At 32.3% G+C, this 12684-nt stretch carries 14 protein-coding genes; 10 read left to right on the forward strand and 4 right to left on the reverse strand.

Annotated elements, in window-relative coordinates; translation table 11 throughout:
- Nucleotides 1–311 precede the first annotated feature (311 nt).
- Together ACVCZW_RS09810 and ahcY are read right to left on the reverse strand one after the other, a co-directional pair.
- Nucleotides 312–776 carry a DUF1569 domain-containing protein gene (locus ACVCZW_RS09810; protein WP_452232317.1) on the reverse strand — a complete coding sequence of 155 codons (465 nt, stop codon included), beginning with the start codon at nt 774–776 and terminating at the stop codon, nt 312–314.
- A 712-nt stretch (nt 777–1488) separates the two neighbouring features.
- Nucleotides 1489–2805 (reverse strand): adenosylhomocysteinase, encoded by a 1317-nt coding sequence (ahcY, locus tag ACVCZW_RS09815; RefSeq protein WP_452229204.1) that lies wholly within the window; start codon nt 2803–2805, stop codon nt 1489–1491.
- Nucleotides 2806–2938: 133 nt separating this feature from the next.
- Between ahcY and ACVCZW_RS09820 the strand changes: the two genes are divergently transcribed.
- The 8 genes from ACVCZW_RS09820 to ACVCZW_RS09855 all read left to right on the forward strand — a co-directional run bounded on the left by ACVCZW_RS09820 (nt 2939) and on the right by ACVCZW_RS09855 (nt 10130).
- Nucleotides 2939–3568 carry a 4'-phosphopantetheinyl transferase family protein gene (locus ACVCZW_RS09820; protein WP_452229205.1) on the forward strand — a complete coding sequence of 210 codons (630 nt, stop codon included), beginning with the start codon at nt 2939–2941 and terminating at the stop codon, nt 3566–3568.
- Nucleotides 3569–4291, forward strand: coding sequence for a geranylgeranylglyceryl/heptaprenylglyceryl phosphate synthase (locus ACVCZW_RS09825; protein WP_452229206.1), 723 nt, complete (start codon nt 3569–3571; stop codon nt 4289–4291).
- A 6-nt stretch (nt 4292–4297) separates the two neighbouring features.
- Entirely contained in the window at nt 4298–4558 is a 261-nt protein-coding gene (locus ACVCZW_RS09830; RefSeq protein ID WP_452229207.1) for a hypothetical protein, read from the forward strand.
- Nucleotides 4542–5174: a nicotinamide riboside transporter PnuC gene (gene pnuC, locus ACVCZW_RS09835; protein ID WP_452229208.1), complete on the forward strand. Its 633-nt coding sequence runs from the start codon at nt 4542–4544 to the stop codon at nt 5172–5174. Before ACVCZW_RS09830 ends, pnuC begins: the two co-directional genes overlap by 17 nt.
- On the forward strand, nt 5135–5704 hold the full coding sequence (locus ACVCZW_RS09840) for an AAA family ATPase (protein WP_452229209.1): 570 nt from the start codon (nt 5135–5137) through the stop codon (nt 5702–5704). The genes pnuC and ACVCZW_RS09840 overlap by 40 nt, the downstream gene beginning before the upstream one ends.
- Nucleotides 5701–7257, forward strand: coding sequence for a DUF4301 family protein (locus ACVCZW_RS09845; protein ID WP_452229210.1), 1557 nt, complete (start codon nt 5701–5703; stop codon nt 7255–7257). The genes ACVCZW_RS09840 and ACVCZW_RS09845 overlap by 4 nt, the downstream gene beginning before the upstream one ends.
- Nucleotides 7257–7664 carry an alternative ribosome rescue aminoacyl-tRNA hydrolase ArfB gene (gene arfB / locus ACVCZW_RS09850; protein ID WP_452229211.1) on the forward strand — a complete coding sequence of 136 codons (408 nt, stop codon included), beginning with the start codon at nt 7257–7259 and terminating at the stop codon, nt 7662–7664. Before ACVCZW_RS09845 ends, arfB begins: the two co-directional genes overlap by 1 nt.
- 282 nt (nt 7665–7946) lie before the next feature.
- Nucleotides 7947–10130, forward strand: a complete 2184-nt coding sequence (locus tag ACVCZW_RS09855; RefSeq protein WP_452232318.1) for a TonB-dependent receptor — start codon at nt 7947–7949, stop codon at nt 10128–10130.
- A gap of 314 nt (nt 10131–10444) precedes the next feature.
- Here ACVCZW_RS09855 and ACVCZW_RS09860 read toward each other — a convergent pair whose 3' ends face one another.
- Complete coding sequence (locus ACVCZW_RS09860; protein WP_452232319.1) at nt 10445–10681, reverse strand: hypothetical protein; 237 nt, start codon at nt 10679–10681, stop codon at nt 10445–10447.
- Nucleotides 10682–10960: 279 nt separating this feature from the next.
- Here ACVCZW_RS09860 and ACVCZW_RS09865 point away from each other — a divergent pair, with 279 nt between their 5' ends.
- Nucleotides 10961–11365 carry an RDD family protein gene (locus ACVCZW_RS09865; protein WP_452232320.1) on the forward strand — a complete coding sequence of 135 codons (405 nt, stop codon included), beginning with the start codon at nt 10961–10963 and terminating at the stop codon, nt 11363–11365.
- Between the two features lie 117 nt (nt 11366–11482).
- Here the strand turns inward: ACVCZW_RS09865 and ACVCZW_RS09870 are convergent, their stop codons facing one another.
- Complete coding sequence (locus tag ACVCZW_RS09870) at nt 11483–11920, reverse strand: hypothetical protein (RefSeq protein WP_452229214.1); 438 nt, start codon at nt 11918–11920, stop codon at nt 11483–11485.
- Nucleotides 11921–12173: 253 nt separating this feature from the next.
- Between ACVCZW_RS09870 and greA the strand changes: the two genes are divergently transcribed.
- Complete coding sequence (gene greA, locus ACVCZW_RS09875; protein WP_452229215.1) at nt 12174–12647, forward strand: transcription elongation factor GreA; 474 nt, start codon at nt 12174–12176, stop codon at nt 12645–12647.
- The last annotated feature ends 37 nt before the right edge of the window (nt 12648–12684 follow it).

Here is a 12684-nt window from a genome sequence, read left to right on the forward strand (position 1 = left end):
TTTTATTGAGAGATAAAACTCGGAAGGTTTGTACTAAAATTAGTGAAGCATATCTTTTTTTAACTCCTCTTTCTTAAAATTTCTTAGAAGGAAATTTTAATTCATTCTCCTCTTTAAAAAAAAGAGGAGAGCAGGTAAAAATCAGCTTTTATATTTAGCTATAATATGCTTAGAAATCAATAATGCTCTCGTTTTGAATATAAGTGTATCAAGAAGTGCTCCTTCCTTTAGTTAAAGGAAGGTGGGTTTTATTGTAAAATAAAACTCAGATGGTTTGTAGTAAAATAAGCGAAGCGCATTTTATAAAACGATTACTTCTTCATAATATCCTCTATAATCTTCAAATGATGCGTGGTATGCAATACCAAAAATTTAGAAACTCTTTTTTTGTTTATATGTCCGAATAGCGGATGCTTAAAATAAGCGTTTTTGTCTAAGTCACCTATTATACTAACATTCGTTTTTGCTAGTTGTAATTGGGTAATAAGATCTTCTTTTAAAATGACTTCTGGTGGTTTTACATATTTTGGCGCTTTTGCTTTTCCTCTAGGGAAAAAACCAAGTGCAAAGAATACTTTTCCTAGAAAGCTAAAGTTGTTTTCAAAAGTATTCGGGTCTGATTTTTGAAGCGAGATAACAACGCTATTAATTACTTTTAGGCTGTGATCTATATGCCAAGCGATATCACTTTTAGAAACTTTTGGGTTAGAAATAGTGTGATTTTCTAGATGCGATTCTAAGGTGTTAATGGCAAGATTAATTTTTTCTAAAGGCATGAAGTTGTTATTTATAAATGGGAAGATACTTATTTAATAACTAAAATGTGAAATTAGGTATTGGATGTATGCTGTTTTTAGCAAGATGTTTATTCTTAGTGAGCTCTTTCCTTTAGGTAAAGGAAGGTTTGAATTAAAACAAACGAAGTACATTTTTTTAACTCCTCTTTCTTAAAATTTCTAAAGCGGAAATTTTAATTCATTCTCCTCTTTAAAAGAAAGAGGAGAGCCATTAAAAACTGACTTTTATATTTCGCTATAATGTTCTTAGAAATCAAGAATGCTCCTGTTTTAAGTATAAGTGTATCGAGAAGTGCTCCTTCCTTTAGGTAAAGGAAGGTGGGTTTTATATAATAAAACTCGGATGGTTTGTGGTAAATTAAGCGAAGCGCATTTTTAAGATTTAGAATGTTGCAAACAGATTGCCGTGTCGTTCCTCCTCGCAAAGACCATAAATGATTAGCCCGCAATAAGGATTGTAATGGCATCCTTTTTTGAGGCACGAGAAAAAGATATAGTGTAAAGCCTGGTTGGTTTTGGTTTTTTCGACCAAAAGCTAATTGCCCAACTTCTCGATACATCCCGATAAAAATCGGGACACTCGAAGTGACAGCAAAAAAAAATCCCAAACACGAATGCTTGGGATTTTAGAATTTAATTTCAAAGAATGAGATTGCCACGTCGCTAAAAAGCGCCTCGCAATGACATTTTTTTAGTATCTGTAATGCTCAGGTTTGTAAGGGCCTTCAACCGTTACGCCAATATATTCTGCTTGGTAAGGTTTAAGTTCTGTAAGCTCAACACCAATTTTTGCTAAGTGTAATTTTGCTACTTTTTCGTCCAAAGCTTTTGGTAACATATATACATCGTTTCCGTATGCTTCTTTGTTCGTCCAAAGTTCAATTTGCGCTAAAGTTTGGTTTGTAAAAGAGTTAGACATTACAAAACTAGGATGCCCAGTTGCACAACCTAAGTTTACTAAACGTCCTTCGGCAAGTAAGATGATATCTTTTCCGTCAATGTTATATTTGTCTACTTGAGGCTTGATAGTATCTTTTGTATGCCCATGCTTTTCGTTTAACCATCCTACTTGGATTTCGTTATCAAAGTGACCAATGTTTGCAACAATAACTTTGTCTTTCATTGCTTCAAAATGCTCAGCACGTACTATATCTTTATTTCCAGTAGTTGTGATAATAATATCTGAATTACCAACAACCGTTTCTAATTTCTTTACTTCAAAACCGTCCATTGCAGCTTGTAATGCACAAATTGGATCGATTTCAGTTACGGTTACAATACTTCCTGCACCTTTAAAAGAAGCAGCAGTACCTTTACCAACATCACCATAACCACAAACGGTTACACGTTTTCCTGCTAACATAATATCTGTTGCACGACGAATTGCATCTACTGCAGATTCTTTACAACCGTATTTGTTATCAAATTTAGATTTAGTAACAGAATCGTTAACATTAATAGCTGGCATTGGTAATGTTCCGTTTTTTACTCGCTCATATAATCTGTGAACTCCAGTTGTAGTCTCTTCAGATAAACCGTTGATTCCATCCGCTAATTCTGGGTATTTATCTAAAACCATGTTGGTTAAATCACCACCATCATCTAAAATCATGTTTAACGGTTTTCTGTCTTCACCAAAAAATAAGGTTTGTTCAATACACCAATCAAATTCTTCTTCTGTCATATCTTTCCATGCATACACAGCAGTTCCAGCAGCAGCAACAGCAGCAGCAGCTTGATCTTGTGTAGAGAAAATGTTACAAGAACTCCAAGTAACATCTGCTCCAAGAGCTTGTAAAGTTTCAATTAAAACAGCAGTTTGAATAGTCATGTGTAAACATCCTGCAATACGTGCTCCTTTTAATGGTTGCGTGTTTTTATACTCTTCACGTAAACTCATTAGTCCAGGCATTTCTGCTTCGGCTAAATCCATTTCTTTTCTTCCCCAAGCCGCAAGCGACATATCTTTTACCTTGTTAGGTACGTAAGCAACAGTTTTTGTACTCATATTATTTTTTATCTTGTTTTAAAATTGCACTTGCCTTTGGCTTTATGGCTTAAATAACTAAATTCGCTATATGAAAATTTGCCAAATTCGCTTTAGACGATGCAAAGATAATCAATAACTTTTAGAATATTAAATGCCTATTTATAAAACTCTTACACCAAACTCACAAACTACTGTTAAAATCTGGAAGATTACAGAGTCTTATGAAGATTTACTAGCGCCTATTACGTTGAATCCAGAAAGCATGCAACGGGTTTTAGGGATGAAAAGTGAATTGCATAGACGTGGTTTTTTAAGTGTGCGCCATTTACTTGCTGCTTTTGGTTATACCGATGCCGATTTAATTTATGATCCGAATGGAAAACCACATTTAAAGGATGGTAAGCATATTTCTATTACGCATTCGTTTACGTTTTCGGCAGTGGTAGTTAGTGATACTGTTGTTGGTATTGATGTGGAAAAGCAACGCGATAAAATTGGTGTCATTGCACATAAGTTTTTAGATTATGAAAATCTGTATTTAGATAAAGAGGCTTCCACTTATATAAATAAACTAACCGTTATTTGGTGTATTAAGGAATCGCTTTACAAATTATTTGCTACTCCGGGATTGAGTTTTTTACAGCATACGTTGGTTATTCCGTTTACCGTGGAAGAAGGAAGTACTATTGCTTGGATTGATTACGAAGGGAAAAAACATAGATACCAAACTACATTTTTTGAGTTTGAAGGTTTTACTTGTGCTTATGCATTACCAGCTTAGATGAAGATATATCAAGACATATTAGTTTCTATTGCTAAAGAGGAAAGGGGTTTAGCCGTTTTAATCGATCCGGATAAAACAAAACCGGAGGACTTAGGTCGTTTTATGCAAAGGCTAAACAACTCTATTGCAACGCATATTTTTGTTGGTGGAAGTACTGTGGAAGCATTTGTAACAGAAAACCTAGTTCTAGAATTAAAGAAACACACGCATTTACCTATTGTATTGTTTCCAGGAGATGTATCGCAAATTACCAATCATGCCACTGCTATATTATATCTATCTTTGTTGTCTGGTAGAAATTCGGAATATTTAATTGGAAAACACGTAGCCTCGGTATCTAAATTAAGAGATAGCCATTTAGAAGTGATTCCTACCGGTTATTTGCTAATAGAAAACGGAAAAGAAACAGCTGTACAGCGAGTAACACAAACGCAGCCAATGCCAATTAATAATGTACAAGCTATTGTAGATACTGCAAAAGCTGGAGAATTTCTTGGCATGCAGCTTATCTATTTAGAAGCAGGAAGCGGCGCAGAAAAAGCGATTCCTGCATCTATAATTAGTGCGGTAAAAAAAGATTTAAAAATTCCTTTAATTGTTGGTGGCGGAATACGAAGCAAAGAGCAATTAGATACAGCATACCTCGCTGGAGCAGATTTAGTGGTTATTGGTACTGCTTTTGAAGAAGATGAAACATTCTTTAATGAATTAAAAAAATAAATAAATATGGAAATATCTGTAGATCTTACGCTTTCTCCTTTGCAGGATGATTATGAAAAACATGTAATTAATTTTATAAAAGCCTTACGTGATTCCCCATTTAAGGTTTTAGAGAATCCGTTGAGCACCCAAATATTTGGCGATTATGATGCATTGATGCCTTTTTTAACGCAGGAAATAAAACGTTCTTTTCAAGATGTCGATATTTCTGTATTGACTATGAAAGTGGTTAAAACAAATAGAAGTGATTATGAACCACATTTTTGATTTCTTTTTCGGTCAGTATTATGATTATGAAACATTAGATATTGTATTAGAAATTGTTGCTGTTATCTTTGGATTTCTATCGGTATGGTTTTCGAGAAAAAACAACATTTTGGTATTTCCAACAGGAATGATAAGTACTTGTATTTTTGTGTATTTATTATTTAAATGGCAGCTTTTAGGTGACATGATGATTAACGCCTATTACTTTATAATGAGCGTGTTTGGTTGGTACATTTGGACACGTAAAGTAGATGCTAGCCATATGACGCCAATTTCTAGAACTACCAAAAAAGAACAAAAAATAAGTGTAGCTATATTTTTAGCAACGCTAGTTTTTGTTTTTATTATTTATAAAGCATTTGATAAATGGAATGGTTGGGTCGCTTATGTGGACACTATTACTACAGCCATCTTTTTTGTTGGTATGTGGCTAATGGCAAAACGTAAAATAGAAAACTGGATCTACTGGATTATTGGCGATCTTATTTCTATTCCTTTGTATTTTTATAAAGGATTTACCTTTACAAGTTTTCAATATTTAGGATTTACATTTATAGCAATATTAGGATATATAGCATGGAAAAAAAGCTTAAGCAAGAACCAAGTAGCTGCATAAAAGTCGTTTTATTTGGACCTGAATCTACAGGAAAAACAACTTTGTCAAGGCAATTAGCTAGACATTATCATTCGGTTTGGGCACCAGAATACGCTAGGGAATACCTGCAAGATAAATGGAATAACGAGCGTAAGACTTGTGAAGCAAAAGACTTGTTGCCAATTGCTATCGGACAAATGAAACTAGAAAACGCATTAGCTAAAAAAACGGATTCTGTTTTAATTTGCGACACCGATTTACTGGAAACCAAAGTGTACTCAGAAACGTATTATTCAGGGATTTGTGATCCTATGCTTGAAAAATATGCTTTAGAAAACACGTATGATATATACTTTTTAACGTATATTGATACGCCTTGGGAAGCAGATGATTTAAGGGATAAGCCGGAAGAACGTTTAAGTATGTTTCAAGCTTTTCAAGAAACTTTAATAAAGTATGACAGGCCTTATGTTTTATTGAAAGGCGATAAGAAAACACGTTTAGAAATTGCTGTAAAGCATATTGATAAATTACTAAATAAAAAGAAGTGAAATTTACAGAAAAAGATATCCAACAAATAGAATCTAAAAACCTAACTGTAGAAAAAGTTAATACGCAAATACAACTTTTTAAAACAGGTGTTCCGTTTGTAAATTTAAAAGATGCAGCAAATATTGGTAATGGTATTTTAAAGTTTTCTGAAACAGAGAAGAAGGAAGCAATTCAATTTTTTGAAAATAAAAGAAACCATAAAAGCATACTTAAATTTGTTCCTGCTTCTGGAGCGGCAACTAGAATGTTTAAATTCTTGTTCCAATTTATACAAGAGTATGATGGGAAGGAAGAAAGTGTAAATTCATATATTAATAGAAATAAAGCCTCCGAGTTGTCTTTGTTTCTTGTAGGTGTAGAAAAACTCCCTTTTTATAGTGAAGTTCTAACTAAGGTAAAAGAACGTATTCCTAATTTTAATACCCTTTCGCAGGATAAAAAAAAGCTGGAGTTTATTAAAACGATCTTAGAGACAGACAAACTTAATTATGGTTTTTATCCAAAAGGATTACTTCCTTTTCACCAATACAAAGATCATGTTTCCACAGCTTTTGAAGAGCATTTGTTTGAAGCAGCGCTTTACGCATCCTCTAATAATGAAGCAGATTTACATTTCACTATTTCAGAAATACATAAACATATTTTTGATGAAGAGTTTAAGCGAATAGAGAAGATTGTAGAGGCAAAAACGAAAACTAAATTTAATATTTCATTTTCCTACCAATGTCAATCTACAGATACTATTGCTGTAACGCCAAAAAACGAACCTTTTAGAGAAGATAAGGAAGATTTGTTGTTTAGGCCTTCTGGGCATGGCGCACTTTTAAATAATTTAAACAAGTTAGATGCAGATATTATTTTTATTAAAAACATTGATAATATTGTAGTTTCTAAATATGAAAGCGAAGTGGCCGAATCCAAAAAAATGCTTGGCGGTTTATTAATGAAATTGCAGGAACAAGCATTTGTTTATTTAGAAAAACTGGAAGAAAATAACCTTTCGGAATCGGAATTAATTACCATTGCAGAATTCTTAAAAAATGAACTACATGTTGTAATTAATATAGAGTTTGAAAAATATTCTAAAACGTATCAAATTGAATATTTAAAGGAAAAATTAAATCGTCCTATTCGTGTTTGTGGCATGGTGAAAAATGAGGGAGAACCTGGAGGAGGACCATTTTGGGTGAAAGATGAAAGTGGAAATGTTTCCTTGCAAATTGTAGAATCTGCACAAATTGATAAAAAGAATAAAACCCAAAAGAAAATATTAAAAAATGCAACTCATTTTAATCCTGTAGATCTTGTTTGTGGTATTAAAAATTATAAAGGCGAAAAGTTTGATTTGGACAAATATGTAGATCGAAAAACAGCATTTATTACTATGAAAACGAAAACCGGAAAAGACTTAAAAGCTCTAGAGCTTCCGGGGCTTTGGAATGGTTCTATGGCACATTGGAATACCATTTTTGTGGAAGTTCCACTAATAACTTTTAATCCTGTAAAAACAGTTACAGATTTATTAAAAGCAGCACATCAAATTAATGCGTAATGTTTAGTGAAAAGCAGTTAATTAGCGAGTTAAATTATAAAGCCATACGAAGTTCTGGTGCTGGAGGACAACATGTAAATAAAGTGTCTTCCAAAATAGAACTAACTTTTAATCTGGAAGATTCTCAAGTTTTTAATGACGAGGAAAAAGAGCGTTTAGAACGTAAATTAAATAAGAGACTAACGAAACAGAATGTGCTCATTATTCAATGTGGTGAAAGTAGAAGTCAACATAAAAATAAAAAAATAGCAATACAACGGTTTCTTCAAATACTACGAGAAGGTTTAGTTGTTCCCAAAAAACGCAAACCAACAAGAATACCAAGAGCGGTAAAAATAAGACGCTTAAAATCAAAACGTTCTAATTCGGAAAAGAAAACCAATCGAAAAAAACCAAATATCGATTAAAAAATTATGGATTATTGCTTGTTAATTATTGATTCTTAATTACATTTGCAGCGTTCTCAAAAAAGGGGTGCTTTTTATAGTTAGTAATCATTTCGATTTTTAACTTGTAACGGCTGAGATCATACCCATTGAACCTAGAACAGGTAATGCTGTTTAGGAAAGTCGTAACACATTTGTGTTACTGTGTCATGCTGAGCTTGTCGAAGCATCTCACAAAAAAAATCAATTAATAACAACAAAAGAATAATTACCTCTTTTTATTCGATTATAAACATAATCGTAATGAAAAACCTATTTCTTTTTTTAACACTTTTAGTGTTAACCGTCAGTGCAAACGCACAAGAAAAACCTCAAGACTCTACAAAACTAGAACAACTAGACGAAGTCTTAATTAAAGCCGTTCGCGTGAACGCAACATCACCAATTACACACACCAACGTAAGTAAAGAAGAGCTTGCAAAACGTAATCTAGGACTCGATATTCCTGTTCTATTAAACTTTTTACCATCGGTAGTTACTACCACAGATGCGGGAGCAGGAATTGGTTATACCTACATTCGTGTTCGTGGTATTAATGCACAATCTACCAATATTACTCTTAATGGTATTCCATATAACGATTCGGAATCGTTAGGGACTTTTTGGGTAAATCTTGGTGATTTTGCTTCTTCTGTAGAAAGTCTGCAGTTACAACGTGGTGTTGGTACATCTAGTAATGGTTCTGGTGCTTTTGGAGCTAGTATTAATGTGTTAACAGATGCGGTTTCAGAAGTTGCAAATGGAGAAATTTCTAATTCCTTCGGAAGCTATAATACCAGAAAACACAATGTGAAATTTAGTACAGGAAAACTAAATAACCACTTTGAAATTGCTGGACGTTTATCACAAATAAAATCCGATGGTTATATTGATAGAGCTTCGTCCGATTTAAAATCGTATTTCCTACAAGGTGCTTATGTAGATGATAATCGTTTAATAAAAGCAATCACTTTTAGTGGAAAAGAGGTCACCTACCAATCTTGGAATGGTTTAGAAGATTTAGACCTTTTAAAAGACGATAGAACTTTTAATACTGCAGGAATGTACACCGATGAAGCTGGTAACCCGCGTTTTCATGAAAATGAAGAAGATAATTACCAACAAGATCATTATCAATTACATTACACAGAACGTATTAATAATAACTGGTCTACAAATTTAAGTTTGAATTATACGCATGGTAAAGGTTATTTTGAGCAATATAAGGAAGATCAAGATTTTGAAGATTATGATTTAGAGGAAATTATGGTTGGTAGCGAAACCATTAATACTACAGATTTAATTCGTAGACGTTGGTTAGACAATGATTTCTATGTTGTTAATGCGAATGCGAATTTTAAGAAAAATAAATTAGATATGATTTTTGGAGGATCGTATAGTACGTATTCTGGGGATCATTTCGGAGAAATTATTTGGGCAAGAAATGCAAGTTCTAGCGAAATAAACGATACCTATTATGATGGAAACGGAAAGAAAACGGACGCAAGTTTCTTTACCAAAGCAACGGTTAAGTTGAATGATAAAATCTCGCTTTTTGGTGATTTACAAGTCCGATTAGTAGATTATAGAACGACAGGATTAACTTCGGATAGAGTTGCTTTAAGAGTGGATGAAAACTATAGTTTTTTTAATCCGAAAGCCGGAATTACCTATGAGTTGAATACAAATAACAACATCTATTTTTCGTATGCCAGAGCAAATAGAGAACCAAATAGAGACGATTTTGAAAACAATGAAACCGTGAAGCCAGAACAGTTAAATGATTTCGAATTAGGCTTTAGACACCAATCGGAAGTGTTTAGTATTAATACCAACTTGTATTATATGTTATATAATGAGCAGTTGGTTTTAACAGGAAATAGAGATAATGTTGGTAATCCAATACGTGCCAATAGTGGCGATAGTTACCGATTAGGTTTAGAGATTGAAGCTGCTGTAAAACCGCTAGAATGGTTAACGATACAACCATCTATTACAGTAAGTTCTAATAAAAATAAAAGCACGGTTGTTTCTAGAGATGGTAGTTTAGCAGATTTAGGAAAAACAAATATTTCCTTATCGCCAGAAGTTGTGCTATCTAACGCATTGGTATTCAATCCAATGAATAATCTTAATCTTTCTTTGTTAACCAAGTATGTTGGTGAACAGTTTATGGGAAACACAGATAGTGAAGCATCTAAATTAGATAGCTATTTTGTAAATGATATTAATGTGTCTTATAAATTAGATACCAATGCATTTGTAAAATCTATTACTTTTTCTGCTTTAGTAAATAATATCTTTAATGAAAAGTATATATCCAACGGGTATTACTACACATATGATGATACTTGGTCTGCACCAGATGCAACGACTACGATGGAAGGAGCAGGTTATTATCCGCAAGCAACCAGAAATTTTTTAGTTGGTGCTACACTGAGGTTTTAAAATCTAAGAATATCATTAGTATTCAGAACTTGTTTCCGAATCTAAAACAAAACGTTCCAGTATTTATACTGGAGCGTTTTTTTAGTTAAGCGGTTTCGTTTATCTTGTTTTTGAATTTATTTTGAGGAAGAAAAACGATTTCCATTTTTGAAGCGGTATACTTATTCCTAAAAACGGAAAATCATAAGTACTTCTGTTAGACAAAAAAAAGCCATTCTAATGAAAGAATGGCTTTCCAATTAATTAACACTTTAATTAATTTTAAAATTCCCAAGGCTAAGATACAAATAATATAGAATATTTTCTATATAAAATTATATTTTTTTATAATTTAATTTTAGGTAAGAAAAAACTGTTTCCTTTTTTTTAGGGGAAGATGGATTTCCATTGCTAAAAACAGAAAGACGGAAGGATTTATTTTGGTTTGAATAGCATCGGTAAAATTGTAATCCATCCAAAAATAAAAAACCTCCTTCTTTTTTTTGGAAACGAAAAGACAGAAAGTTTTTTACCACAAAAAATACTGTTTCATCTAAATAGTTAGTTTTCAATTTATTAATGTTTTAGTTAATTGAAAAATTAACTAGTCTAAGACATAAAATAATATAGAGTATTTTCTATATAATGTTAGTTTTATTGCTTTTTTATTATTAGGTTTGATAAGTCAATGGTTTAAAAGAATTGCCAAAGCAGATACAAATTAAGAATTCTTCAGAGGTATTGCATGAAAACTATCGCATAAAAGTTAAAGATGGGCTATACCATATAGATGTGAAAACTGGAGAAATTCTAGATTTAGAGTATATGGTTTCACCTAAATAATAATAACTATGAAGAATATTTATTTAAAGAGATTTTTGGCTTTTTTGATTGATTTTATTATTGTCAGTTTTATTTATCATATACTTGATGATATGCTTTCGCTATCCTTTGAAATAACGGAATTAACTTTATTTGAAACCAAAATAAAGCTGCGTTTTAGTTTTATGATTTTAACGTTTTATATTTATATCCTATTGTTTGATGTTTTTAATAAAGGGATAACGTTTGGGAAAATGATTTTTAATTTATCTATAGATAATACGGATAGTGATAATCTTGAAGTAGTAGATTTATTAAAAAGATCATTGCTAAAAATACTCACCATAATTATTTTACCAATATCTATTCTTTTGTATCTATTTAAAAATAAGTATCTCTTACAAGATAAATACTCGCCTTTAAAGGTTGTTTAAATGGATAAGAAAGAATACAAGTTAAATCTGGTTAAGTAGAAAAGTACTAAAGGAATAATTTAGTACTTTTTGCTTAAAAAAGGATTATGCAATTGTTGGGGTTCTTTAAAATTTGCACTAATTGTTATAGACCCTAATAATATTACCGCTTACTTCTACAAAATAAGGTTTTAAACCGTATTGCCCTGTTGTACTTCCGTTTGGTTGTCCTGTTAAAATGTCATACACATTCTCGTCATCACAACCACAAGTTGCTAATACGCCTTCTACTGTTAAAACAGAGCAAGATTGGTAGTAATGGTTTGGATCGCTTAATTCAAAAGCAGTATAAGAGCTTCCGGAATAGTAAACTACAATACCACTTAACCCAAAACCATAGACTACTGCATGATTACCTGGAAATTTTAAACTATTGTACTGCGGAAAACTTGTGTTTATTGTGGTTCCAGTATCAAAATTTTGATCTGGTAAATATTCGTTAGTGTTGTCGTTATCGTTTTTGCTACAAGCAATTAGCATAAAGCCTGTTATAGCAGTTAAAAGTAACTTTTTCATTAGGTGTTTTTTTGTTTAGCAAGGTACAAAAAATGTACTTTGAATTAAATATTTTGTATCTTTCCTCAAGGCATTTAAAATTTTAAAATACTTGTTTGAGCTAAAGTTCTTTTAAGTACAATTTTCCATATGTAATTAAAAATTTTGTACTTTTGTAGTACAATCTCGTGTATGCGAGATTTTTTTATGCGGAACACTTACGCAGATATTGCTTAAGAAGATTTCAGCATCTTTTATATTAAACGACGAAGTTATGAGTAAAGTATCTTATTATACAGCAGAAGGATTAAAAAGATTAAGAGCAGAGCTTAAGCAGCTTAAAGATGTGGAGCGCGTTAAGGCTTCTAGAGCAATTGCAGAAGCAAGAGATAAAGGAGATCTAAGTGAAAATGCAGAATACGACGCTGCAAAAGAAGCGCAAGGTATGCTGGAAATGCGTATCTCTAAATTAGAAGATCAACTTGCTGGAGCACGTGTTATTGATGAGTCGCAAATGGATAATTCTAAAATTTTAGTGCTTTCTAAAGTGAAAATAAAAAACCAAACCAATGGCATGGAAATGTTATATACTTTGGTTGCAGATGGTGAAGCAGATTTGGCTGCCGGAAAAATATCAGTAAACTCGCCTATTGGTAAAGGTTTATTAGGTAAAGTGGTTGGCGATGTTGCCGAAATACAAGTGCCAAGTGGTATTATGAAGTTTGATATTATAGAAATTTCTAGATAAATAATTTCTTTTTTATTTCCACAAAGGTGGAAATCTT

It is taken from the genome of Lacinutrix sp. MEBiC02595 (assembly GCF_053601555.1).

Coding starts and splice junctions, on each gene's coding strand:
- ACVCZW_RS09810 (WP_452232317.1), bottom strand. CDS start 776: ATGCCTTTAGAAAAAATTAATCTTGCCATTAACACCTTAGAATCGCAT.
- ahcY (WP_452229204.1), bottom strand. CDS start 2,805: ATGAGTACAAAAACTGTTGCTTACGTACCTAACAAGGTAAAAGATATG.
- ACVCZW_RS09820 (WP_452229205.1), top strand. CDS start 2,939: ATGCCTATTTATAAAACTCTTACACCAAACTCACAAACTACTGTTAAA.
- ACVCZW_RS09825 (WP_452229206.1), top strand. CDS start 3,569: ATGAAGATATATCAAGACATATTAGTTTCTATTGCTAAAGAGGAAAGG.
- ACVCZW_RS09830 (WP_452229207.1), top strand. CDS start 4,298: ATGGAAATATCTGTAGATCTTACGCTTTCTCCTTTGCAGGATGATTAT.
- pnuC (WP_452229208.1), top strand. CDS start 4,542: ATGAACCACATTTTTGATTTCTTTTTCGGTCAGTATTATGATTATGAA.
- ACVCZW_RS09840 (WP_452229209.1), top strand. CDS start 5,135: ATGGAAAAAAAGCTTAAGCAAGAACCAAGTAGCTGCATAAAAGTCGTT.
- arfB (WP_452229211.1), top strand. CDS start 7,257: ATGTTTAGTGAAAAGCAGTTAATTAGCGAGTTAAATTATAAAGCCATA.
- ACVCZW_RS09855 (WP_452232318.1), top strand. CDS start 7,947: ATGAAAAACCTATTTCTTTTTTTAACACTTTTAGTGTTAACCGTCAGT.
- ACVCZW_RS09865 (WP_452232320.1), top strand. CDS start 10,961: ATGAAGAATATTTATTTAAAGAGATTTTTGGCTTTTTTGATTGATTTT.
- ACVCZW_RS09870 (WP_452229214.1), bottom strand. CDS start 11,920: ATGAAAAAGTTACTTTTAACTGCTATAACAGGCTTTATGCTAATTGCT.
- greA (WP_452229215.1), top strand. CDS start 12,174: ATGAGTAAAGTATCTTATTATACAGCAGAAGGATTAAAAAGATTAAGA.